This is a genomic window from Agromyces sp. Marseille-Q5079 (assembly GCF_051016555.1).
GTDB lineage: Bacteria > Actinomycetota > Actinomycetes > Actinomycetales > Microbacteriaceae > Agromyces.
Genome location: NZ_JBPEJF010000002.1, coordinates 408635 through 430351 on the forward strand (window position 1 = coordinate 408635; position 21717 = coordinate 430351).

At 70.7% G+C, this 21717-nt stretch carries 27 protein-coding genes; 13 read left to right on the forward strand and 14 right to left on the reverse strand.

Going from position 1 to position 21717, the window contains the following annotated elements:
- Position 1 precedes the first annotated feature (1 nt).
- The 9 genes from ACR3IO_RS05595 to ACR3IO_RS05635 all read right to left on the reverse strand — a co-directional run bounded on the left by ACR3IO_RS05595 (position 2) and on the right by ACR3IO_RS05635 (position 8333).
- Positions 2-916: a carbohydrate ABC transporter permease gene (locus ACR3IO_RS05595; protein ID WP_434070182.1), complete on the reverse strand. Its 915-nt coding sequence runs from the start codon at positions 914-916 to the stop codon at positions 2-4.
- On the reverse strand, positions 913-1821 hold the full coding sequence (locus ACR3IO_RS05600) for a carbohydrate ABC transporter permease (RefSeq protein WP_354244592.1): 909 nt from the start codon (positions 1819-1821) through the stop codon (positions 913-915). The genes ACR3IO_RS05595 and ACR3IO_RS05600 overlap by 4 nt, the downstream gene beginning before the upstream one ends.
- Before the next feature lie 167 nt (positions 1822-1988).
- On the reverse strand, positions 1989-3302 hold the full coding sequence (locus tag ACR3IO_RS05605) for an ABC transporter substrate-binding protein (protein ID WP_434070183.1): 1314 nt from the start codon (positions 3300-3302) through the stop codon (positions 1989-1991).
- A 241-nt stretch (positions 3303-3543) separates the two neighbouring features.
- Positions 3544-4512 carry a family 43 glycosylhydrolase gene (locus ACR3IO_RS05610; RefSeq protein WP_434070184.1) on the reverse strand — a complete coding sequence of 323 codons (969 nt, stop codon included), beginning with the start codon at positions 4510-4512 and terminating at the stop codon, positions 3544-3546.
- 17 nt (positions 4513-4529) lie between these two features.
- Positions 4530-5636: a Gfo/Idh/MocA family protein gene (locus tag ACR3IO_RS05615; RefSeq protein WP_434070185.1), complete on the reverse strand. Its 1107-nt coding sequence runs from the start codon at positions 5634-5636 to the stop codon at positions 4530-4532.
- Positions 5633-6388, reverse strand: a complete 756-nt coding sequence (locus ACR3IO_RS05620) for a cupin domain-containing protein (protein WP_434070186.1) — start codon at positions 6386-6388, stop codon at positions 5633-5635. The genes ACR3IO_RS05615 and ACR3IO_RS05620 overlap by 4 nt, the downstream gene beginning before the upstream one ends.
- Positions 6385-7341 (reverse strand): PmoA family protein, encoded by a 957-nt coding sequence (locus ACR3IO_RS05625; RefSeq protein ID WP_434070187.1) that lies wholly within the window; start codon positions 7339-7341, stop codon positions 6385-6387. The genes ACR3IO_RS05620 and ACR3IO_RS05625 overlap by 4 nt, the downstream gene beginning before the upstream one ends.
- A gap of 283 nt (positions 7342-7624) precedes the next feature.
- Positions 7625-7894 carry a hypothetical protein gene (locus ACR3IO_RS05630; protein WP_434070188.1) on the reverse strand — a complete coding sequence of 90 codons (270 nt, stop codon included), beginning with the start codon at positions 7892-7894 and terminating at the stop codon, positions 7625-7627.
- Positions 7895-8084: 190 nt separating this feature from the next.
- Positions 8085-8333: a hypothetical protein gene (locus tag ACR3IO_RS05635; RefSeq protein ID WP_434070189.1), complete on the reverse strand. Its 249-nt coding sequence runs from the start codon at positions 8331-8333 to the stop codon at positions 8085-8087.
- A 226-nt stretch (positions 8334-8559) separates the two neighbouring features.
- Here ACR3IO_RS05635 and ACR3IO_RS05640 point away from each other — a divergent pair, with 226 nt between their 5' ends.
- The 7 genes from ACR3IO_RS05640 (at position 8560) to ACR3IO_RS05670 (ending at position 12668) form a co-directional block, all read left to right on the forward strand.
- Complete coding sequence (locus ACR3IO_RS05640; protein WP_434070190.1) at positions 8560-9438, forward strand: DUF308 domain-containing protein; 879 nt, start codon at positions 8560-8562, stop codon at positions 9436-9438.
- A gap of 201 nt (positions 9439-9639) precedes the next feature.
- Positions 9640-10086 (forward strand): OsmC family protein, encoded by a 447-nt coding sequence (locus ACR3IO_RS05645; RefSeq protein WP_434070191.1) that lies wholly within the window; start codon positions 9640-9642, stop codon positions 10084-10086.
- Entirely contained in the window at positions 10086-10460 is a 375-nt protein-coding gene (locus ACR3IO_RS05650; protein ID WP_434070192.1) for a hypothetical protein, read from the forward strand. Before ACR3IO_RS05645 ends, ACR3IO_RS05650 begins: the two co-directional genes overlap by 1 nt.
- Complete coding sequence (locus ACR3IO_RS05655; RefSeq protein ID WP_434070193.1) at positions 10460-11197, forward strand: ArsR/SmtB family transcription factor; 738 nt, start codon at positions 10460-10462, stop codon at positions 11195-11197. Before ACR3IO_RS05650 ends, ACR3IO_RS05655 begins: the two co-directional genes overlap by 1 nt.
- Before the next feature lie 37 nt (positions 11198-11234).
- A complete protein-coding gene (locus ACR3IO_RS05660) occupies positions 11235-11774 on the forward strand; it encodes a lysostaphin resistance A-like protein (protein ID WP_434070194.1) in 540 nt (179 codons plus the stop codon).
- A 131-nt stretch (positions 11775-11905) separates the two neighbouring features.
- The gene (locus ACR3IO_RS05665) at positions 11906-12070 is read left to right on the forward strand and encodes a hypothetical protein (RefSeq protein WP_434070195.1); all 165 of its coding nucleotides are present in this window, start codon (positions 11906-11908) and stop codon (positions 12068-12070) included.
- Entirely contained in the window at positions 12054-12668 is a 615-nt protein-coding gene (locus tag ACR3IO_RS05670) for a GNAT family N-acetyltransferase (RefSeq protein ID WP_434070196.1), read from the forward strand. The genes ACR3IO_RS05665 and ACR3IO_RS05670 overlap by 17 nt, the downstream gene beginning before the upstream one ends.
- A gap of 15 nt (positions 12669-12683) precedes the next feature.
- On the opposite strand, the gene ACR3IO_RS05675 is transcribed toward ACR3IO_RS05670, so the two are convergent.
- A complete protein-coding gene (locus ACR3IO_RS05675; RefSeq protein WP_434070197.1) occupies positions 12684-12905 on the reverse strand; it encodes a hypothetical protein in 222 nt (73 codons plus the stop codon).
- A 318-nt stretch (positions 12906-13223) separates the two neighbouring features.
- On the opposite strand from ACR3IO_RS05675, the gene arfB reads away from it, so the two are divergent.
- Positions 13224-13661 carry an alternative ribosome rescue aminoacyl-tRNA hydrolase ArfB gene (gene arfB / locus ACR3IO_RS05680; protein ID WP_434070198.1) on the forward strand — a complete coding sequence of 146 codons (438 nt, stop codon included), beginning with the start codon at positions 13224-13226 and terminating at the stop codon, positions 13659-13661.
- A 51-nt stretch (positions 13662-13712) separates the two neighbouring features.
- Here arfB and ACR3IO_RS05685 read toward each other — a convergent pair whose 3' ends face one another.
- Positions 13713-14189, reverse strand: a complete 477-nt coding sequence (locus tag ACR3IO_RS05685) for an N-acetyltransferase family protein (RefSeq protein WP_434070199.1) — start codon at positions 14187-14189, stop codon at positions 13713-13715.
- A 70-nt stretch (positions 14190-14259) separates the two neighbouring features.
- Between ACR3IO_RS05685 and ACR3IO_RS05690 the strand changes: the two genes are divergently transcribed.
- Positions 14260-14808 (forward strand): putative immunity protein, encoded by a 549-nt coding sequence (locus ACR3IO_RS05690; protein WP_434070200.1) that lies wholly within the window; start codon positions 14260-14262, stop codon positions 14806-14808.
- A 59-nt stretch (positions 14809-14867) separates the two neighbouring features.
- Here the strand turns inward: ACR3IO_RS05690 and ACR3IO_RS05695 are convergent, their stop codons facing one another.
- The gene (locus tag ACR3IO_RS05695; protein ID WP_434070201.1) at positions 14868-15056 is read right to left on the reverse strand and encodes a hypothetical protein; all 189 of its coding nucleotides are present in this window, start codon (positions 15054-15056) and stop codon (positions 14868-14870) included.
- A gap of 717 nt (positions 15057-15773) precedes the next feature.
- On the opposite strand from ACR3IO_RS05695, the gene soxR reads away from it, so the two are divergent.
- Positions 15774-16253, forward strand: a complete 480-nt coding sequence (gene soxR / locus ACR3IO_RS05700) for a redox-sensitive transcriptional activator SoxR (protein ID WP_434070202.1) — start codon at positions 15774-15776, stop codon at positions 16251-16253.
- Between the two features lie 43 nt (positions 16254-16296).
- Here the strand turns inward: soxR and ACR3IO_RS05705 are convergent, their stop codons facing one another.
- Positions 16297-17439: a M24 family metallopeptidase gene (locus tag ACR3IO_RS05705; protein WP_434070203.1), complete on the reverse strand. Its 1143-nt coding sequence runs from the start codon at positions 17437-17439 to the stop codon at positions 16297-16299.
- A complete protein-coding gene (locus tag ACR3IO_RS05710) occupies positions 17436-18479 on the reverse strand; it encodes a LacI family DNA-binding transcriptional regulator (protein ID WP_434070204.1) in 1044 nt (347 codons plus the stop codon). The genes ACR3IO_RS05705 and ACR3IO_RS05710 overlap by 4 nt, the downstream gene beginning before the upstream one ends.
- Positions 18480-18660: 181 nt before the next feature.
- Between ACR3IO_RS05710 and ACR3IO_RS05715 the strand changes: the two genes are divergently transcribed.
- Genes ACR3IO_RS05715 through ACR3IO_RS05725 form a run of 3 tightly spaced genes read left to right on the forward strand, consistent with a single transcriptional unit; the run spans position 18661 to position 21700 of the window.
- Positions 18661-19635 (forward strand): NAD-dependent epimerase/dehydratase family protein, encoded by a 975-nt coding sequence (locus tag ACR3IO_RS05715; protein WP_434070205.1) that lies wholly within the window; start codon positions 18661-18663, stop codon positions 19633-19635.
- Positions 19632-20639, forward strand: a complete 1008-nt coding sequence (locus tag ACR3IO_RS05720) for a 5-dehydro-4-deoxyglucarate dehydratase (RefSeq protein WP_434070206.1) — start codon at positions 19632-19634, stop codon at positions 20637-20639. The genes ACR3IO_RS05715 and ACR3IO_RS05720 overlap by 4 nt, the downstream gene beginning before the upstream one ends.
- Positions 20636-21700 (forward strand): mandelate racemase/muconate lactonizing enzyme family protein, encoded by a 1065-nt coding sequence (locus ACR3IO_RS05725; protein WP_434070207.1) that lies wholly within the window; start codon positions 20636-20638, stop codon positions 21698-21700. The genes ACR3IO_RS05720 and ACR3IO_RS05725 overlap by 4 nt, the downstream gene beginning before the upstream one ends.
- The last annotated feature ends 17 nt before the right edge of the window (positions 21701-21717 follow it).

Genomic DNA, 21717 nt, shown 5'->3' on the forward strand with positions numbered 1-21717 from the left:
CCTAGCCCTTCAGTCCCTGGGTGGCGACGCCGTCGACGAGGAACCGCTGGAACACGATGAAGAAGATCAGGATCGGCAGCAGCGCGAGGAACGACACGGCCATGGTCGCGCCGTAGTCGGAGGTCGAGGTCTGGTCGTTGTAGAGCTTCAGCGCGATGGGCAGCGGGTACTCCTCCGGCGTGTTGATGTAGAGGAGTGGGCCGAGGAAGTCGTTCCACGTCCAGATGAACGTGAAGATCGCCGAGGTGATCAGGGCCGGCTTGATGAGCGGGAGGATGATCGAGAAGAAGATGCGGATGTGTCCGGCGCCGTCGATGCGAGCGGCCTCGTCCATGTCGCGCGGGATGTTGCGGATGAACTGCACGATCAGGAACACGAAGAACGCCTCGGTCGCGAGGAACTTCGGCAGGATCAGGGGCCAGTACGTGTCGACCAGCTCGAGCTTGTTGAACATGATGTACTGCGGAATGATGATCACGTGGAACGGCAGGAGCAGCGTTCCGATCATCGCCGCGAACAGCAGCCCGACTCCGCGGAACTTGATGCGGGCGAACGCGTACGCCGCCAGCGCCGACGAGAACAGGGTGCCGATCACGGCCATCACCGCGATGAACAGCGAGTTCGCGAAGAACCGCCAGAGCGGTGTTCCGGCGATGCCCTCGACGACCTTGACGTAGTTGTCGACCGTCGGGTTGTCGGGCATCAGGCCGGGGTTCTGGCCGAACTCGCTCGACGGCTTGAAGGTGGCGAACAGCATCCACACGAGCGGGTAGAGCACGATCGCGGTGAGCGCGAGCAGCACGACCATCCAGATGATCGTGTTGACCGTCTTGCGCTTGATGCGACGTCGGCGTTGCGGAGCCGGTTCCGTGGAGATCTCGAGGAACTCGGCCCTGGGGACTTCGATCGTGCTCATCGGTTCTCTCCTGCGTAGTGCACCCAGCGCGTCGACGTCTTGAAGAGGATGAAGGCGATGATCGCGACCACGATCACCAGCACCCAGGCCATCGCCGAGGCGTACCCCATCTGCAGGTCGGCGAAGCCGCGCTTGTAGAGGTACACGGTGTAGTAGTTGGTCATGCCGGCGGGTCCGCCGGAGCCGTTCGAGATGATGTACGCCGACGCGAAGATCTGGAACGCGTTGATGAGCTCGAGCAGCAGGTTGAAGAAGATCACGCTCGAGAGCATCGGGATCGTGACCGAGCGGAACTTGCGCACCGGGCCCGCGCCGTCGACCTCGGCGGCCTCGTAGAGCTCCTGCGGGATCTGCTTGAGCCCGGCGAGGAAGATCACCATCGGGGCGCCGAACTGCCAGACCGCGAGCAGGATCATCATCGGCACGACGAGGGCGACGTTGCCCACCCATCCGCCGAGCTCGATGCCGAAGAAGCTCAGGCTGTTGTCGACGGGGCCGTCGGTGGAGAACATGGCCCGCCACACGATGGCGACGGAGACCGAGGCGCCGATGAGCGACGGCGCGTAGAACGAGGAGCGGAAGAAGCCCGACCCCTTGTTGCGGTAGTTCAGCAGCATCGCGATGCCGAGCGCCGCGGCGAGCTTGATCGGCGTGCCGACGAGCACGTAGATCAGGGTGATCTGCACCGACTGCAGGTACTGCGGGTCGTCGGTGAACATGCGCACGAAGTTGTCGAACCCGACCCACTCGGGGTCCTTGAACAGGTTGTACTTCGTGAACGCGAGGTAGAGGGAGTAGATCATCGGCCCGAGCGTGAGCCCGAGGAACCCGATGAGCCACGGCACGAGGAACCCGTACCCGGCGATCGATTCGCGCCTGGCGGCACGACGTCGGCCAGGACTCATCGAGGGCCCGCCGCGTTCAGCGCGGCGCAACTCTCGGCGCATGGCCTTCGTGTCGGCTCCCGCCGTCACGATGGACTGGGTGGTGGTCACGTGGAACTCCGATCTCTCCCGAAGGGACTCCGGGCGGGGGCTGCCTTCCCCGCCCGGAGTTGCGGCGCGAGCGCCGACTACTGGTTCAGGACGACGTCCATCTCGCCGAAGAACTGCGAGACCGCGTCGTCGACCGTGAGCGTGCCGTAGCCGAGCTCCTGGCCGATCTGACGGAACTTCTCCTCGAGGGTGCCGTAGCCGACGATCGGCACGGGCGGGGCGTCGCCGAGACGGTCGGCGATGGAGGTCTCGTAGTCGGCGATCTGCTGGCTCAGCGGGTCGAGGTCCGCGCCCTCGAGCGCGGTCGTCGAGGCCGGCAGGCCGCGGTTGGTGCCGAACGCGGCACCCGACTCGGGGCTGTTGACGAGGAAGTTCACCAGGGTGGCGGCCGCCTCGGGGTGCTCGGTCTTCGCCGAGATCGCGTGCAGCATCGAGGGCTTGAGGTAGAGGTCCTTCGCGCCCTCCTCGGTGACCGGCGGGGCGAGCAGGTCGAGCTCGGTGAAGTCCGTGCCCAGGTTGCCCAGGTAGCCGGCGCCGAAGTTGTCCCACGTGAGCTCGCTCGCGGTGAGTGCCGAGTCGAAGCCCGAGAGCGGGTAGACCTCTTCGAGGCGCTGCTGGTCGATGACCGTGCCGTCGGTGCGGATGGTGTCGCCCTGCTCCCAGAACGCCTTCAGGTCGTCTTCGGTGAAGTTCGGCTCGCCGTCTTCGGTGAAGAGGTCCTCACCCTGGGCGCGCTGCTGCACCTCGAAATTCTGGATGCGGCCGGTCCAGTCGGTGCCGCCCCAGAGTTCGACGCCCTTGGCGGTCGCCGCGTCGGTGACGTCCTTCATCCAGGCGTCGTAGTCCTCCCAGTCGCCGCCGGCGAAGTCGTCGACACCGACCTCTTCGAGGAGCTTCGGGTTCGTGTAGAGGCCCCACGCGTTCGTGGAGGTCGGGATGCCGGTGGTCTCGTCGCCGACCACGCCGATGTCGAGGATGTTCTGCGCGAGCGGCTCGGTGTCGATGATGTTGCCGAGGTACGGGTTCAGGTCGAGCAGGAGGCCGTTCTCGGAGTACTGGCGCAGGTACGAGTAGTCGAACTGCATGACGTCGGGCAGACCGCCGCCGGCCGCTTCGGTCTGGCGCTTCTCCCAGAACTCGGGGAAGCCGAGGAACGAGGTGTTCACCGTGATGTTCGGGTATTCCTCGTTGAACGACGCGATGGCCGTCTTGTACAGATCGGCGCGCACGTCGTTGCCCCAGAAGGCGAGGTCGAGCGTGACCTTCTCGTCGGGGTCGTAGGTGGCGGCCGTCTCGGCCCCACCACCGGAGCACCCCGTGAGCACGAGTGCCGCGCTCGCGGTCAGTGCCGCCGCGGCGAGCGCCGTGCGTCGCGTGCGAATGTTGAACATCGTTGTCCTCCCGGAAACGTCAGTGTCTCTTCTTGGTGCCTGCCGCGCTCGCCGTGCCTACGGGAAAGCGCTTGCCCAAATGTAACCGAGCGATCGCGAGCGGTCAACCGAAATCGCAAAATCGTTTCAATTCGTAATCGTCGACGGATGCCGCAGCCGGCGCCTGTTCGCGAGAATCCCCGATCAGTCGACGAATCGGCCGATCGGAAGAGGCCGTGTTCAGGTCAGGCCCAGACCTCGCTCAGGCCTCGGGCAGGGCCGAGACCGGCGCGTCGCGGTCGCATACCAGCCTGCCATGCTCGACGCGGAGCTCCGCCGCGAAGACGGCGCTCGCGCGTGCGGCGGGCGCATCGCTCGAGCCCAGCTCGCTGCCATCCCAGTGCGGATGCGTGAAGTAGAACAGAACGCCGCGGTCGCCGTCGACCACGACGTCGCCGTGTCGGCCGAACGTGCCGTCGCCCCCGCGTCGCCCGGGCTCCCCGAGGATCACGTCGTCGGGGCCGCCCTGCCGCTGCCACGCCCGAGCGTCCGGCGAGCGGTGCACGCCCATGCCGCGCCACTCGTCGACGAGCATCCACCACCAGCCGCCGAGCTCGAAGACGTTCGCGCCCTCGTGCGGGCGCCCGCCGACCGCGCGACCCTCGACGCGCCACTCGGCGAGGTCGTCGCTCACGGCCGACCAGGTCGTGGACTCGTCGGCCTCGTCCTTGACCCAGAGCCGCCACCGGCCGTCGGGGCAGTGCGCCACGCACGCGTCGATCACGCGATCCGAGCTCAACGGCAGCTCCCCCAACCGCCGCCAGTGCTCGAGGTCGTCGCTCACGTACTCGACGATGCGGCGCGGGTGGTCCCAGTCGGCGAACACGCCGTCGATGACCGTGAGGTACATGCGGTACCGCTCGCCGTCGTCGATCACCTCGGGCGCCCAGTGCGTCTCGCGCGGGGCCTCCGCTTCGAGTCCTTCGACCGTGCCCGCGTATCGCCAGGCGAGGCCGTCGTGCGAGCGCGCGACGCCGACGCGACTGCCGTGCACCCAGGCGACGCCCGGCTCGTCGACCGTCGCCCGGCGCTGGGTGTAGAACATCCACCACTCCCCCGTTCCGCGGTGGCGGATCACGGTCGGGTCGGTCGCGCCGTCGAAGACCGGATCGTGGAAGATCGCGTCGTCGACCGCTCCGGATGCCGCGGGCGGGCCTTCGCTGTCGGCCATCGCGTCCATCGCGTCCGTCACGCCGTGCGCAGGTCGACCACCGGGCTCTCGAGGCTGCGGCGGTGCGCGGCATCCGCGCGGAGGGTCTCTGGGGTGACGACCCGCCCGCTCGTGGCCGATGAGTAGATGGCCGTGACGATCTCGAACGAGCGCGCGACCTCGGTCGCGGTCGACGGGAGCGGGCCGCCCGAGCGCAGCGCGGCGTAGATGTCGCGCACGAGCGGGTCGTGGCCGCTGCCCTCCTCGACCTCGGGCAGCGCCCAGGCCGCCTGCACCTCGGGCGCGACATCCGGGGCCGGCGTGATGCGCCAGTGCTCGTGGGCGTGCCCGTAGAGGTGGTCGACCGTGATCGTCGCGAGCTCGGTGTCGATGCGGATCGAGCTCGTCTGCCTTGGCGAGAGCGCGCTCGTGACGACGGATGCCACGACGCCGCCCTCGAACGTCACGACCGCGGTCGAGACGTCCTCCATCTGGGTCTCGCGGTCGAGACGCCAGAGCTGGCCCTGCACGCTGGTCCAGTCGCCCAGCAGCCAGGCGAGCAGGTCGATCTGGTGGATGCCGAGGCCGAGCGTCGGTCCGCCGCCCTCGGTGGCCCACTTGCCGCGCCACGGCACCGCGAAGTACGCCGGGTCGCGATACCAGAGCGTGTTGCAGGTCGCCACGAGCGGGCGCCCCAGCGCACCCGAGTGCAGCAGGTCGCGCACGTGCGCGGGGGCCGTGCCGGTGCGCTGCTGGAACACCACCGCGAGGCGGCGGTCGTTGCGGGCCGCGGCATCCGTCATCGCGTCGAGCTCGTCGAGGCTGAGGGCCGCGGGCTTCTCGCACACCACGTGCAGGCCGGCGTCGAGCGCGGCGATCGCCTGCTCGGCATGCACGCCGGGCGGGGTGAGCACGTGCAGCACGTCGACGCCGCGGCGCTCGAGCAGTTCGGCCAGCGAGTCGTCGACGCGCGGCACGTTCCATCGGTCGGCGAAGCGCCGGGCGTGCGCCGGGTCGCGATCGGTCACGGCCACGAGCTCGGCGTCGGGTGAGGCGGCGAGGGCCGCGGCGTGGGCATCGGCGATCGCGCCCGTGCCGACGAGGGCCGCGCGGAGCGGAGTCGGGGCTGTCGAGGTCTCGGTCATCGGGTTCCTTCCGCGGGGCGGGGGTCGAGGTCGTATCGGTCGAGGACGCCGCACATGCCGAGGCTCGCTGGCTCGGGCCCGGCGGCGCTCACGCGCGCCGCGGCGAGGCCGGGGTCGCGGCCGTCCTCCAGCGCGTCGAGGCGCGCGCCGGTCACGGTCGCCTCGGCGAGCGCGCCCTGCTGCCACAGCGCCCGCCAGTCGCTCGCCCGCGCCGCGACGAGTGCGACGGCACGGGCGTAGAGGCGATCGAGGCGGTCGCGATCCAGGTGCGCGGCGTCGAGCACGCCGCCGTCGAAGAGCTCGAGGAACCCGCGCACGGCGAGGTCGCGGCGCGCCGACGCCGCGACCCGTCGTTCGGCGGCGGGCCGATCGGCACCCGGCAGGGTCGCGGCGGCGCGATACGCCTCCGCGTCGGCGAGCACGTCATCGGGAAACGTCATGACCGCGTCGCCCGCCTCGGGGAGCCCCGCGTTCGCCATGATCACGCGCACGTCGAGGCCGCCGCGGTTCACCGCGCGGTGGATGACACCCGGCTCGAACCAGACGAGCGCGCCGGGCTCCAGCGGGTGTTCGGCGAAGCCCGAGCCGTCGACGGTCTGCAGCACGCCGGAGCCGGCGACCACGAGGTACGCCTCGCTCGACACGGTGTGCAGGTGCGGGGTGCCGCCCGCGAGCCCATCGGGCGCGGCATCCGTGTAGGCCTCGAGCCGGCTGACCGAGGTCGCGCCGGGGAACCGTCGACCGCCGCTCATGCGCCGCCGAGCGCCCCGTCGAGGGCAGCCGCGAGGGCCACCGCGCCGGCCGCGGCCAGCCGTTCGGCTCGCTCGGGGTCGCTCGCACCGTCGGCGATCACGACGCCGTAGCGCAGCGCGAGCGCCTGCCCCGGCTCCACGACGTGCTCCTCGCTGAAGAACGGCGCCGGGCAGAGGCACGCGAAGTCCTCGGCGCGGGCGAACCACTGCGGCGGATGCTGGACGTTCGCCGCATCGTCGACCATGACGACGGTCGACGCCGTGCCGGTGCCGTCGTGACGCCCGCTGAAGCCCATCCAGGGCGAGCGGATGCCACGCAGCTCATCGCCGCCCGCGACCCCCGGCGCCAGCACGGTGCCGTTCGTGAACGAGCGGGGGCCGCGCCAGAAGAGTCCGCCGTAGCCGGCGTTCTCGCGACCGCGGGTCGTGGGCGAGCCGATCGGGATCGCACGTTCGCTCACGTTGCGGAGGCGGGTCGCGAAGCCGAGCAGCCAGGCGTCGTCGGCCAGCGTCGTCGCCGCGATCGTCCGCTCCTCCTCGAAGACGTGCTCGCCGGCCTCGGTCACCCAGTCGAGGCGCTCGACGCGACGAGCGGATGCCGCGGCATCCGCTCGTGGCGCCTCGGTATCGGATGCCGCGTCGAACTCGCGGTGCCGCTGCTCGCCGTTGTTCGGCAGCTGCACGTAGCCCTCGCCGCGCACGAAGGTCGGACCGCCCCAGAAGTTCTCGTCGCCGACGACCGGCAGCGACCACGCGATGCCCTTGTGCCAGACGTGGTCGTGCGGTCGGAACAGCGAGACGACCTCGCCGCCCAGCGTGCGGATCGGGCTGAAGTACGGACGCGGCGACTCGAGGCGAACGTCGGTCGGCCGGAACACGTACTCGGCGAGCACCGCCTCGCCACCGCGGATCAGCAGGCGGTCTTCGGCCTCGTCGATGCGGATGTCGGACATCGGTCTCCTTCGGTCATCATCGATCCGGCGGTCTGGTGGTTCTTCCCCGCATGGCGGGAAAGCGTTATCCCAGCCTACACGGCGGGCCCTGTTCCGCCAGCCGCGGCGCGACCCCGACGGATGCCGCTACCGCTGGCGCCCGCGCCCGCCCGCGCCCGGCTGCGCTGTCCATTCAGGGCACCTCGACCGGGTGCGTCTTCCGGGAACGCGGTCGACGAGGATGGGCGCTCCGCGCGTCGGGCGGCCACGGGCCGTCGACGAGCAGAGCGCCACCGGCGGTCGACTACCAGACGATGCCGCCGCCGGCCGAGATGCCGGCCCATGTGAGCGCGATGAAGATCGCGGCGAACACGACGGGCGCGATGCCCTTGCCGCTGCGCGAGAGCCCCTTGAGGAGGGCGATCACGGCGAGGACCGCCGCGACGATCGAGAGACCGCCGCCGAGGATCAGCCCGATGAACAGCGGGATGGGCATGAGCACGAGGCCGGCCAGCGCGAACCAGAACGCGGCCCAGGCAGTCGGATTGGAGCGGCGTTCACCGGAGGAGGACATGCGTCGATTATGACGTGTCCGGAGCCCGCAGCGCGTGAGACCCGCGATTCGGCGCCGCGCCACTGGGGAGACGACGGACCGGCGCCGATCGCGTTCGCGGATGAAACCGTCCGTGAACCGGTCGCTCATCGGACGGCCGTCAGCGGATGCCTGAGCGGACGTCAGGTCACCGGTCGACTCGCGATCCGGGCTACTCGTCGGTCTCGCCGAGCTGGCTGGCCTTTCGCCGCTCGAGCTGCCAGTGGATCTCGTGGGTGCTCGGATGGCGCCACTCCCGCATCCGGTACTCGTAGCCGGGCAGCAGGACGATCGGGATGGGGTCAGGCGAAGCCGGAGCGACCTCGCCGACGACGATCCTCGCATTCTCGGGGATGAACGGGGATTGCGCGGGGATCGGCTCGGTGACGATCTCGACTGGGTCTCCATAAGGGCGTGGCATGGACCGACCGTACCAGAGGCTGGTCATAACATCGCGATAAGTATTCCATAGGAGTCATATAGCAACGTGATAGAATCTCATTCAACGAACATGCAGACCGATAGGCGTCGTCGCCTGGCCACACGGCATCGCGAGTCAGTTCACGCGGCCTTTGTATTGATCTGTCAGCTCGTTTCACCGACCAACGCGGCCCGCCGTCATCCGCGCATCACCGAAAAGAGCAAACATGACCGACACTCAGCAGCCCGTCCACCTGCAGCCGACTCCCCCTGCGGCGGATCAGCCGCAGCAGCCCGCAGACCAGTCCGGCCTCACGCCCGCGCAGGAGAAGAAGTCGCGCAACGTGCTGGGCATCGTCGCACTGGCCCTCGCTGCTGTCGGCTTCATCTTCGCGTGCGTGCCCGGTGCGCTCATCCTCGGCTGGGTCCTCCTGCCGATCGCATTCACGCTCGCCATCATCGCCGTTTGCCTCAAGGGCAAGGCCAAGTGGCAGGGCTTCACCGCGATCGTCGTGTCGGTCATCGGCACCATCGTCGGAATCATCGTGTTCTCCACGGTTGTCGCGACGTCGTTCACCAACGCGTTCGGCAGTACCGACGTCGAAATCGCCTCCGGTGACGACACCTCGATCGTCGAAGAGGGTGAGGCGCCCGTGGCCGAGGAGGAGCCCGCTGCCGAGGTCGGCACGCGCGAGAATCCCGCCGCGATCGGCTCGACCATCGAAGGTGACGACTGGACGGTCGTCGTCAACTCCGTCACGCCCGGCGCTACCGACGCCGTCCTCGCCGCCAACCAGTTCAACGAGGCCCCCGACGCGGGCACCGAGTACATCGTCATCAACTACACCGCCACGTACACCGGTGACGATGCTGACGGCCAGATGCCTGCGTTCGTCGGCCTCGAGTACGTCACCGCCGACGGTGTGACCGTCGATGGCCTGGACAAGATGGTCGTCGCGCCGGACGCGATCGACTCGATGAGCACCCTCTACACCGGTGCCTCGGCAGCCGGCAACGCAGCCATCCAGGTCCCGAGTCCCGCCGACGGCGTCATCGCCGTACGTCCGGGCATGATCGCCGACAAGGTCTTCGTCGCCATCCAGTAAGCGACGAGATCATCGAGGGCCGGGCGAGCATCAGCTCCCCGGCCCTCGCGGTCACCTCCAGATCGAACAACCTTGCAATAGCGGAGTCTTGCGAGGCACCCCCTTCACCGCTCGCCGTACTGCGTCGTCGGAAGCAGGGCGAGGGCCGATACCGGTGATACTTCGGCACCTGCCGAAGCATTCCCGTTCTAGCGTGGAGCCATGACCACGCACACCTACACGAGCGCATTGCATTGGGTCGGCCGGACCGAGGATTACGAGAGCTACAGCCGGCGACATGACGTCGCAGTCGCGGGTGAGACGCTGACGCTGAGCGCCGCCGCCGCGTTCCGCGGAGATGATGCGTTGCCGAACCCGGAGCAGTTGGTCGTCGCGGCGGCGAGCTCGTGTCAGCTGTTGTCGTTCCTCGCGGTGGCAGCTCATGCCGGCGTCGAGATTCTGGAGTACCGCGACGAGGCCGAAGCGGTGATGCCCGACGACGTGCGCCCCGTACGACTCACCGAGATCATCCTGCGGCCTGCGATCGTGGCGCAGGGTGCGACCGAGGAACGTGTGGGGCGTCTCCTTCGGAAGGCTCACGAGCAGTGCTACATCGCCAACAGTCTCGCGACGCCGGTCACGCTCGAGCCCGAGATCACGGTGCTGTGATGTTCGACATCGAGGTGCCAGCGCCCGAGGGAGCGGACTCGCTGGCCCGGATCGGTCGGACGCTCGGCGCGGCAGGCGTCGGGCTGGAAGGCGGCGGCATGTGGTCGGGAGTCGCGCACTACCTCGTCGCCGATGCAGAAGCCGCCACCGCCGCACTGACCGGAGCCGGTCTCGGACCCGTCGCTGCTCGGGAGGTCGTCATCGCTGACCTCGACGCCGACGTGCCCGGTGCACTCGGGCGCATGATGGGGCGGCTCACGGCGGCGGGTGTCGTGCTCTCGGGGCAGTACAGCGACCATGACAACCGCAAGGTCCTGCTCGTCGACGACGTCGCGGCCGCCAGGAGTGCCCTCGGCATGACTGCGAAGCGATGATGGGCGAGCCGGACATCTCCGTGCCGGCCCGTGCGCTGGGAGACCCCGCACGCGGCCGGATCGTGTCCGCGCTCCTCGGCGATCGCGCAGTCCCGGCTGGCGAGTTGGCGCGCATCGCCGGGATCTCCGCATCCACGGCCAGTGAACATCTGCGGGTCCTGCTCGATGCGGGGATTCTGATCGTCGAGAACCGAGGCCGGAACCGGTTCTTCCGCCTCGCCGGCAGCGAGGTCTCGCACGCCGTCGAAGCGCTCCAGACGATCTCGCCGCTCACCGAGGTGCGTTCCCTCCGCCAGCACCGAGTATCCGAGGAGTTGCGCGCCGGGCGCACCTGTTACGACCATCTCGCCGGAGACCTCGGCCTGCGGATCACGGACCTGCTGGGAAGGGCAGGGATCGCGGACGGCCTGCAGGTCGGAGCGACGCTGCATCCCGCCGATCCGTTCCCGTCCGGCCCGATCGTGGATGCGTTGCGCATCCGACCGCCATCCGGTCCACGCCCCTGGGCGAGAGGATGCCTCGACTGGACCGGCCGACGTCCTCACGTCGCCGGCCAGCTCGGCGCCCAGATCCTCTCGGCCATGGAATCGCAGGACTGGATCGTCCGCAGGCCGGACAGCAGAGCGGTCCGACTCACTGCTCGAGGCGACGAATGCCTCCGAGAACTCGAGTCGTGGTCCGGCCCGAGGCAGACCGCACGCAGGGATCGACCCGCGAACGCGCCGACGCCGAAATAGGCTGTGCGAGATCACCTGGAACAGCCTGCTGAACGACGTGCTCGGCCAACTGATCATCGCGGCGATCCTCGAGGAGCTCATCTACCGGGTCGCGCTGCTCAGCGGGATCGCGGCGGCACTCGACCTGGTGACCTATGGTCGTTGGATCGCGGTCCTGGCGACCGGCGCGTATTTCGGGGCCGCGCACCTGGGCAACGAGGGCGCGAGCTGGGTCTCCGCGGTCGGAACAGGGCTCGGCGGCGTCATCTACGGCATCGCGTTCCTCGCCACCCGCAGCATCTGGCTGCCGATCGCATTGCACTTCTCCTGGAACGTCTCCCAGGGCCTCCTCGGATTCCCGATCAGCGGACACACCGTACCGGGCTTCCTCTCCACCGAGGATGCCGGACCCGACATCCTCACGGGCGGCTCCTACGGCCCCGAGGCCGGGATCCCCGGCATGCTCGCTCGCTTCGTGATCATCGCCCTGCTCTTCGTCTACCTCATGCGCCGCAACCCCGGCGGCTCCATCGCGACGCTCCGCTTCGAACCCGACCCGCAACGCCGCGCACGCACCCCCGCGGTCACCGGTTCGTGACCTGAACGGCCCGCCCGCCGTCGAGCAGTTCGACGCCGTCGTGCTTCGTCGTCAGCGCGAGTTCCGGCGGTTGACCCCCGGGGCGCACACGGCGAGAATCGGCTGAGACGACACCGATGCACGGGAGCGACATGACCGAACCAGAGCATCACGAGAATCACGAACATCACGTCACGCACAATCGCTTCGACGAGCTCAAGGCCGAATACTGCCGTCGGTGCGGGTTGCCGATCTCACCAGGCGAAGCTCACGAACACGACGACGAGGGCGTGGCCGAGCATGACCGGGGCGAGTGAGATGGGCGTGACGACGACGTCGCACGTGATCAAGCCGCTCACTCCCGAGACCTTCCCGGCGTGGCTGGCGCTCGCGCAGAAGCACAACGGCGTCTGGGGCGGGTGCTACTGCTCGTACTTCCACGACGACACGGAACACACCGTCAAGGAGGAGTACGACCGGCCGACCTTCAAGCAACGACTCGTGGCGGAGGGCGTCGCGCACGCCGCGCTCGTCTTCGACGGCGACGATGCGATCGCGTGGTGCGAGTACGGCAGCCCCGTCGAACTGCCGAACATCTACCACCGCAAGCAGTACGACGCCGGCGAGACCACGCCCGCGCCGTGGCGCATCACCTGCTTCTTCGTCGACCGCGACCACCGACGTTCAGGGGTGGCACGCGAAGCGCTGGATGGCGCGCTCGAGCTGATCGCGCAGGCCGGCGGAGGCGAGGTGGTCTCGTTCCCGAACGAGCTCGTCCCGGGCAAGAAGACGTCGTCCTCGTTCCTCCACAACGGCACGAGGGCCATGTTCGAGAAGGCGGGATTCACGTTCGAGCGTCACATCGGCAAGAGCAAGACCGTGATGCGAACTTCGGTGCCACCGGCGCACGGCTGACGCCGGGTTCACGATCTATGCCCAGCGTTCCCGAGACGGAACCGCATCCCAGGGCCACGTCGTGGGCGCATCCGCTTCGACGACCTTGTAGGACGGCGCGCCCCGGATGCAGAGGCCCCAGAACCGGGTCCGCCCGCACTCCTCGCAGGCCAGGAAGCTCACGATCGTGTACTTCATGTCGGACTCGGCAAGGGCGAGCATGTCCTCGAGGGGCACATCGCCCCGCAGGTACCGCATGCGTCCACTCTCGACGCGCCCCCTGAGCGCCTCGGTCGTCTTCCCGACGTCGACATCATGCGGCGGAGTGCCCGCGCTTCGCACCAGTGCCGTGTCGCACGTCGCGCAATCCGTTCCCATGCCACCACCGTAGGCGTGATGGCGGGCGAAGCCATGCAGTGATCCCTGCGGTGAGGCAGAGCAACCGGCTCCGCGATCGTCGACGAGCGCCTCGATCTCGAACGATTCCAACCCATGCACAGCGACAACGCAGCGGCACCCCGGAATCTTCCGACGAACGGAGGCAGATCCTTGCGAGCGTACGAGGATGATGGAACCATGCCCGCCGCCCACCGTCCCGGTCTCAGGATCGACGCCGGACTCACGATCCCCGAGTCCGAGCTGTCCTGGCGGTTCTCGCGGTCGTCGGGTCCCGGTGGGCAAGGCGTGAACACGGCCGACTCCCGAGCGGAGCTCGTGTGGGATGTCGCAGGCTCGGCCGTCCTCTCTCCGCTCCAGAGGGAGCGACTCCTCGAGCGCCTGAGCGGTCGCCTCGTCGACGGAGTCCTGACGATCGCGGCATCCGAGCATCGCGCACAGCTGCGCAACAGGGATGCCGCGCGCGCCCGGCTCGCCGCCGTCGTGGCCGACGCCCTTCGGCCGCCGTCACCGTCGCGACGAGCGACGAGGCCCAGCCGTGGTTCCAAGGAACGGCGCCTGGACGCGAAGAAGCGGCGCACCGACGTCAAGCGGCTGCGTCGCCCACCTCACGACTGACGCCGTCGACCCGACCAGGTCCTCCTCGGGGACCTGCTGCAGCCAGCTCGCTCAGAGCGCCTTCCGCATCTGCTGCGTGACGACCTCGTAGCCGGATGAGCCGTAGAGGGCGACGGCCGCGCGGTTGCCTCCGAAGACGTTCAGCTCCAGGGCGGCCGCGCCCGCCTCCTCGGCGGCATCCTCGACCGCCGCGAGGAGAGCTCGCCCGAGTCCGTGCCCGCGCCGGGCCGGGATGACCTCGATGTCGTAGAGGAATGCGACGTCCGGTGCACCACGCGGGTGGTCGAGGGCCACCCACGCCACACCGACCGGGTCGCCGTCGGCATCGATGCCTCGAAGGATCAGCGTTCGCGCGGTCGCCAGCCCGTCGGGCAGCAACTGCTCGTTCTCCTCGCGCGCCCGTTGCACCGCCCCGTCCTCCGGCCATCGGCCGGCAGCGACCTGCTCGCGCGCGTAGTCCTCTGCGAGCGTGGCCTGCCAGTGGTCGAACTCCGCGGGCGTCATCCGGCGGACCGTCACCTTCGTCATGCAGCCATGCTGGCATGGCTGCACCGCCCGCGCTGAGCCGGCCGCAGCGCCCGTGTGGGAGGCTGCTGGCATGCCCTCTCCGCAGTCGCTGAGCGAAATCGATCGCCGCGAGGTCGCGATGTGGGCCGCGGACTGCGCGGAGCGGGTCCTCGCCGTGTTCGAGGCGGAGGCTCCGGACGACGCTCGGCCCCGTGATGCGATCGCTCGCGCCCGGGCCTTCGCTCGCGGTGAGCTCGACGCCGCCGGTGAGATCCGCCGCCGCTTCGTCGCCGGTCGCGCCGCGCACGCCGTGAGCTCGCCCGCAGCGGTGGCCGCCGCCCGCGCCGCCGCGCAGGCGGCCGGTGTCGCCCACATGGGCGCCCACGCGTTGGGGGCGGCCGCATACGCAGCGAAGGCGGCCGGATCAGCCGCCCCCGATCGGCCCGACGCCATCCACGAGGAGATCGCGTGGCAGCTCGAGCACATGACCGACGAGACGAGATCCGCGTTGCGGCAGTTGCCTCCTCTCGGCGAGGACTCGGCCGGCCCCCTCGGCGCCGGGCTCCTGGCATCCGGCGTCCTCGGCACGACCATCCGGACGATCCAGGAGGCCATCGGCTCCTCGCAGGACACCCGATAGGCGGATGCCTCGCGACGACGTTCGCCAGGCGGTGAGCCCGGGCAAGCCGTGGATTCGGGTCATTCCGGGATCTCGTCGCGGAGCCATCCGATGTAGCGGAGCAGGGAGCGCTCGGTGATGTCGTGCGCCTGCGCGGGCAGCTCGCCGAACGCGCCATAGAGGCGATCGAACTCCAGCGCCAGCACCGTGTCCATGATGCGCCGAACTGCCCGCTCCGGGAGCGGGATGTTGTTCACGAAGCTGCGCATGACGTTGAACCGATGCGCGGTCGGCTCCGATCGCGATCGTGTCGCCGGTCAGGAGCACCCCTCGGCCCTCGGCTCCGGTCGGCCAGTGCACGACGCTGCTGCCCGCGAAATGGCCGCCGCATTCGAGCATCACCAGCCCGGGGAGCAGTTCGACGCGGTCCTGCCAGAGCCTGATGGCGGCGTCGGGTCGCCTGATCCACGCTGCGTCCTTCTGCGCGACGTAGACCGGAGCCCGGTCGAACGCGTGGCTCCACTGGATGGACGACCCGGTCAGGTGCGGATGACTGGACGCGATCGCGGCGACGCCGCCGAGACGGCGCACGGCGTCCACTCCGGCGTCGTCGATGAACCCCGGAGGCTCGAAGAGCAGGTTGCCCGCTTCGGTCTGCACGAGCAGCCCGCGCTGCCCGATGCCGAGTTCCGGTTCCGTCGTGATGCCGTGGAGCCCGGGCTCGATCTCGAAGGTGGTGACGCGAACGCCCCGGCGGGCCAGTTCCTCGCGGGTCGTCCACTGCTGCCCGCTCGCCGGAACGAACTGGCGGTCGTCGGAGCAGATGGCGCAGGACGCGGGTGGGGTTGCGGTGTCCGAGTGCTCGATCGCGCAGGTGGCGCAGGTCCAGATCGTCATGGGAGGGCCCTTCGTTCGGTGACGGCATCGGCCAGCCTGCATGCTCAAGTGGGCTTGAGGTCAAGCCCGGTCGCATCGAGAATGGGCGCGTGCCCCCGATCGCTCCGAACGAATTGCTGTCCATCGGCGAGACGGCCGCGCGCTCGGGCCTCACGGTGCCGACACTCCGGTACTACGAGGAACGGGGCCTGGTCGCCGCGGTGCGCGAACCGGGTGGGCGGCGCCGGTTTCCGCGGCACACACTGCGGCGCCTGGCGGTCATCGCCGCCGGACAGCGAGTGGGCCTCTCGTTGGAGGAGATCCGCCTCGCCATGGCGGAGCTGCCCACCCACCGCGCTCCCAACCAGCGGGAATGGCGGGCGATGAGCGTCGAGTGGGCCGAGCTGCTCGCCGCCCGCGTACGCGAGTTGCAGGCGCTGCAGACCGACCTCGACGGATGCATCGGCTGCGGCTGTCTCTCGCTCGGACGGTGCGTGCTGTTCAACCCCGACGACGAGGCCCGAACGGAGGGTCCCGGCAGCAGGTGGCTTCGGCACGCGGTCGAAGAGGGCGCCTCTTCGCCGGGGTGAGACGAGCGCTCGGCCCGCCCGAAGCGGGACCCGCCCGATTGCCTCAGCCGGCGTCGAGCTCGACCGGCCGCGCCACCCCCGCGACCGAGACCGTCGGCCAGCGCGGGTCGACCGTGAGCACCTCGACGCCACGCTCCCCGACGAGCACCGTGTCCTCGACCTTCGCCCCCGGCGCCGTCGGGTTCCAGGCGAAGGCCTGCCCCTCGTGCACGAGGTCGACGATGCCGGGTACGGCGCGAGGATCGCGCCCCGCGTATCCGGCCGCACCGCCCTGGTGATGGCGCCGCCACTCCTCGGCGTCGAAGCCGTGGCGCGCGTAGGCCGCGACACCGGCATCGAACACGTCGCCGAGCGTCGCGCCGGGCCGGGTCGCCGCGAGCACATCGGCCTCGACGTCGAGGATGCGCCGCATCGCGTCGGCCTCCCCCACGTCGGCCGCACCGAACCGCACCCACCTCGTCGCGTTCGCGATGAGCCCGTGCCGCCGCCCGCAGACCACGAGCATCGCGCGGTCGCCGATCGCGGCGTCGGTGGGCAGCGGATGCCGGTGCGCGAGCCGCGATCGCGAGGCCACGAGGGTCACGAGCGGGTCGATGCCGCGCGCGGCGAGCTCCCCGGCGAGACGGGCGGCGAGTTGCCGCTCGATGACCGTCGGACCGGCGTCGGTCGCGGCATCCGTCAGCGCCTCGGCGACCTCGCGGCAGAGCGTGCGGTAGCGCCCGAGCTCCCCGGGCAGCAGGCTCGCGCGGGCGGCGCGCAGATCGACCGCCGCGTCGGCCTCGTCGAGCTCGGCGATGCCGGGTGCGGCGAGCACCTCGTGCCACGGCACGCGCACGACGTCGAGGCGTTCACGCGAGGGCAGCTCCTCGTCGAGCAGCCGGTCGGCCTCGTTCGCGAACACGCGCAGCTCGTCGCCGTCGCGGTGCACGACGACCGCGGCCACCGGGTCGCCGGCGAGCGACACGTGCGTGCGGGCGCCGTCGAGGTACCACGACACGGCCGTGTGCGAACGCAGCACGATCGACGCCGCACCCCGGCGTTTGAGCAGGTCGAGCACGCGGGCGCGCTTGACCGCCCGATCGACGGCGGATGTCTCGGACGCAGGCGCCTCGGACGCAGGGGCATCGAACGCCGCGACCCCGGGCGACGCCGGGCTCGCGGCATCCGTCGCGGCATCCGCGATCATGCGACGCCTCCGGCGAGCGCGGTCGCGCGTTCGCCGATGGCCGCCGTACTGCCGCGCGCCTCGAGCCTGGGGCTGTAGAGCACCGAGTGCTCGACCGGCCCGCCGTCGATGAGGGTGCGCAGCCGGAGCCAGACCTGCCCGCCGATCTCGCCGCGCGGCACCGACATGCTCGTGAGGCGGGGCGTCGCGAACCCGGCCATGGGCACGTCGTCGAATCCGGCGATGGAGAGGTCGCGCGGCACCTCGACGCCGAGCTCGTGCAAGCGGGTCATGAGGCCGAGGGCGACGAGGTCGTTGAAGGCGATGACGGCGGTGCAGCCGTCGCGATGGGCGGCGAGCACCGCGTCGGATGCCGCGTAGCCGTCGTCGAGGCGCGAGCCGCCTGGCACCTCGTCGATGCGCACGTCGGGGTGCGCGGCGAGCGCCTCGGCGACGCCGCGCCGGCGCTCGGCATTCGAGGCGCTCGTCGGCGGACCGCTGACGTAGGCGATGCGGCGATGGCCGAGGTCGTGCAGGTGGTCGACGAGATCGCGGATGCCGCGCACGTAGTCGACGCCGACGACGGGCACGTCGGCGCCCGGCAGCGGTCGGTTCACGACGACCACGGGCGAGACCGCGTCGACGAGGGCGCGGAGCCTCGCCTCGGGCATGCGCGGAGCGCAGAGCACGAGCGCGTCGCAGCGCTGGCGGGCCTCGACGGCGACGGCCTCCTCGTCGTCGACGTTCTCGGCCGTGTCGGCGACGAGCACGCGGTAGCCGTCGCGAGCGGCGGCGAGGCTCAGCCCCTTGAGGATGCCCTGGAAGAGCGGGTTCTCGAGGTCGGGCACGACCATCGCGACGGTGTTGTTGCGCCCGTTCACGAGGCTGCGGGCCGTGGGGCTCGGGCGGTAGTCGAGCTCGGCGATCGAGGCCTGCACGCGACGCACGATCTCAGGATCGACGCTCGCCCGCCCGTTGAGCACGCGTGAGACGGACGCCTGCGAGACGCCCGCGTGCGCGGCGACGTCGGCGATCGTGGTCGCCCGGCTGCGCTGGCCCATGTGGATCCTCTCGTTCGCGACCGCGGCTCCGCGTCGCTCCCCGCCGATGCGAGAAACCGATTCCCCGAACGGAAGCGGGAGTTGTCGGCGGCCTCAGTCGTGACCTATGGTAGCGACCAGAAAGCGGTTTCCCAACCGCATCCACGGCCACCCGGCCTCAGCATCCCAGCGAAGGAGCGACATGCGGGTTCTCGTCACCGGCTCGGCCGGACGCCTCGGGCGCAGCGTGGCCGTCGGGCTCGCGGCATCCGGTCACCGTGTCATCGGGGTCGACCGGGTGAGCGCCGGCCTCGCCGGGGTCGACGAGCGCACGGTCGACCTCATCGACGCCCTCGCGACGCGGGCGCTCTTCGACGAGGTGCGCCCCGACGCCGTCGTGCACCTCGCCGGCATCGCCGTGCCGTTCAGCGCTCCCGAACGCCGCATCCTCATGACGAACACCGCGCTCGTGCACACCGTGCTGGCCGCCGCCGTCGACGTCGGGGTCGGCCGCGTGCTCGCCGCGAGCAGCCCGACCGTGCTCGGCTACAGCGCGCCCACGTGGCGGGCCGGTCGGCTGCCGCTCGACGAGACCACTCCCCCCGAGCCGGCCAACGCCTACGCGCTCTCGAAGCTCGTGATCGAGGAGACCGTGCAGATGTTCGCGCGCACGTCCCCCGGCGCGTTCGGCTTCTTCCGCCCCTGCTACGTGATCTCCCCCGAGGAATGGGCGGGCGCCCCGACCCAGCAGGGCCACACGCTCGAGCAGCGCCTCGCCGACCCCGCGCTCGCGGCCGTGAGCCTGTTCAACTACCTCGACGCCCGCGACGCCGCCGCCTTCGTCGACGCCTGGCTCGCCGCACCCGCCGAGCTCGTCGACGGCGAGGGCTTCTTCGTGGGCGCAGCCGACGCCCTCGCCGTGCACCATGTGGCCGATCTCTGGCGCGACTTCGCCCCCGCCCTCGGCGAGGCGGCCGACGCGCTCGGCCACGGCCGTCCCGTGTTCGCGATCGACAAGGCCGAACGCCTGCTCGGCTGGCGCCCCGAACGCACCTGGCGCACCGAACTCGACCCGGCGGCGCTCGAGCGCGTGCTCGCGGCATCCGACCTCACCGGCTCCGACCCCGCCGCCTCCGACCCCGCGCATTCCGACCGACTCGAAACGAGGGCCCGATGACCACGACCACCGCCGCTCCATCCGGCACCACGCCACTCGCCGCACCCGCGTTCGACGGCGTGCTCTTCTTCCCGGTCACGCCCTTCGACGCCGACGGCGCGCCCGACCACGACCTGCTCGCCGAGCACGTGGCCTCGCGGCTGCCGTTCGGCCCCGGCGGCGTGTTCCCGGCCTGCGGAACCGGCGAGTTCCACGCGCTCTCCGCCGGCGAGGCCGTCGACGTCGTGCGCACCACGGTCGACACGGTCGCCGGTCGCGTGCCCGTCATCGCCGGCGCGGGCGGTCCGCTCGGCCACGCGATCGAGCTCGCACGCGGCGCCGAGGCCGCCGGCGCCGACGGCCTGCTGCTCCTCCCGCCGTACCTCGTCTCGGGCACCACCGCCGGACTCGTCGCCTGGGTCGAGGCGGTCGCCGCGGCATCCGACCTGCCCGTGATCGTGTACCACCGCGGTACCGCGCGCTACACGGCCGACGCCATCACCCGGCTCGCCGCGAACCCGAAGGTCGTGGGCTTCAAGGACGGCACGGGCGACATCGGCCTCGCACAGGAGATCGTGCTCGCCGCCGAGGCCACCGGCCGCGACTTCGCGTTCTTCAACGGCCTGCTCACGGCCGAGCTCAGCCAGGGCGCCTACCGCGGCATCGGCATCCCGCTGTACTCGTCGGCGGCGTTCGCGATGATCCCCGAGCTGGGCGCGCTGCACTACCGCGCCTACACCGACGGCGACGAGGCGACCCGCATGACGCTGCTCGCCGAGTTCTACCGGCCGCTCGTGAACCTGCGCGACGAGACGCCGGGCTTCGGCGTCTCGCTCATCAAGGCGGGCCTGCGTCTGCGCGGCCTGCCCGTCGGCTCCGTGCGGCCCCCGCTCGTCGACCCGACGCCCGAGCAGGAGGCGCGCCTCGGGGCGATCCTCGACCGCGGGCTCGAGCTCGCCGAGCAGCTCGGCGGCGGCTCCGGTGCGGATGCCGCGGCGAGCGCCGAGGCGGTGCCGGCCCGGTGACCGCGGCGATCCGGAGCCTCTCGACTCGGCGCATCCGCGTGCCGCTCAGCCGCCCGTGGGGGCCCGACGTGCGCGACCTCTCGCTCATCGAGGTCGTCGTCGAGGACGCCGACGGCGCGCAGGGCCGCGGCTTCTCGTGGACTCCGTCGATCGGCGCCGCCGCCGTCGAGGCGCACCTGGCGAACGACATCGCCGCGTTCGCACTCGGGCGCGACGCCGATGCGGCGACCCTGTGGCATCCGCTCTGGGCGCACCTGCACGAGGGCGGCAGCGGCGGCATCACGACGATCGCGATGGCGGGCCTCGACCTCGCGCTCTGGGACCTCGCCGCGCGCCGCGCGGGCATCGGCATCACCGACCACCTCGGACGCCGGCACGAGACCGCGACCGTCTACGGCAGCGGCGTGAACCTGCACTACCCGCTGCCCGAGCTCGTGGCGCAGGCCGAGCGCTGGGTCGACGCCGGATTCGAGGCCGTGAAGGTCAAGGTCGGCAGCCCCGACCTCGGCGATGACGTCGCCCGCATCCGCGCCGTGCGCGACGTGCTCGGCCCCGACCGCGGCCTCATGATCGACGCCAACCAGCGATGGAGCCTCGAGCGGGCCGAGCGCGCCGTCGGCGAGCTGTCGGCGTTCGACCTCACCTGGATCGAGGAGCCGTTGCGCGCCGACGACCTCGCCGGGCACGTCGCCCTGCACGCGCGCATCGACGTGCCGATCGCCCTCGGTGAGAACCTGCACACGCGCTACCGGTTCGCCGAGTTCATCGACGCCGGCGCAGTCGACCTCGTGCAGCCGAACATCGTGCGCGTGGGCGGCATCACGCCGTTCCTCGAGATCGCCTCGCTGGCGGCCTCGAGCGGCGTCGACCTCGCCCCGCACCTGCTGCTCGAGCTCTCGGCGCAGCTCGCGCTCGCGCTGCCCGGCGATCACCTCGTCGAGGCCGTCGAAGACGCCTCCTTCGAGGCGCTCGGCGCGCTGGCCTCCCCCTCGCCGGTCGAGGTCGACGGATGCCGCGTGCACACCACCGGACAGCCCGGCCTCGGCCTAGAGTTCGCCTGACCCCTTCTGCGGCACCG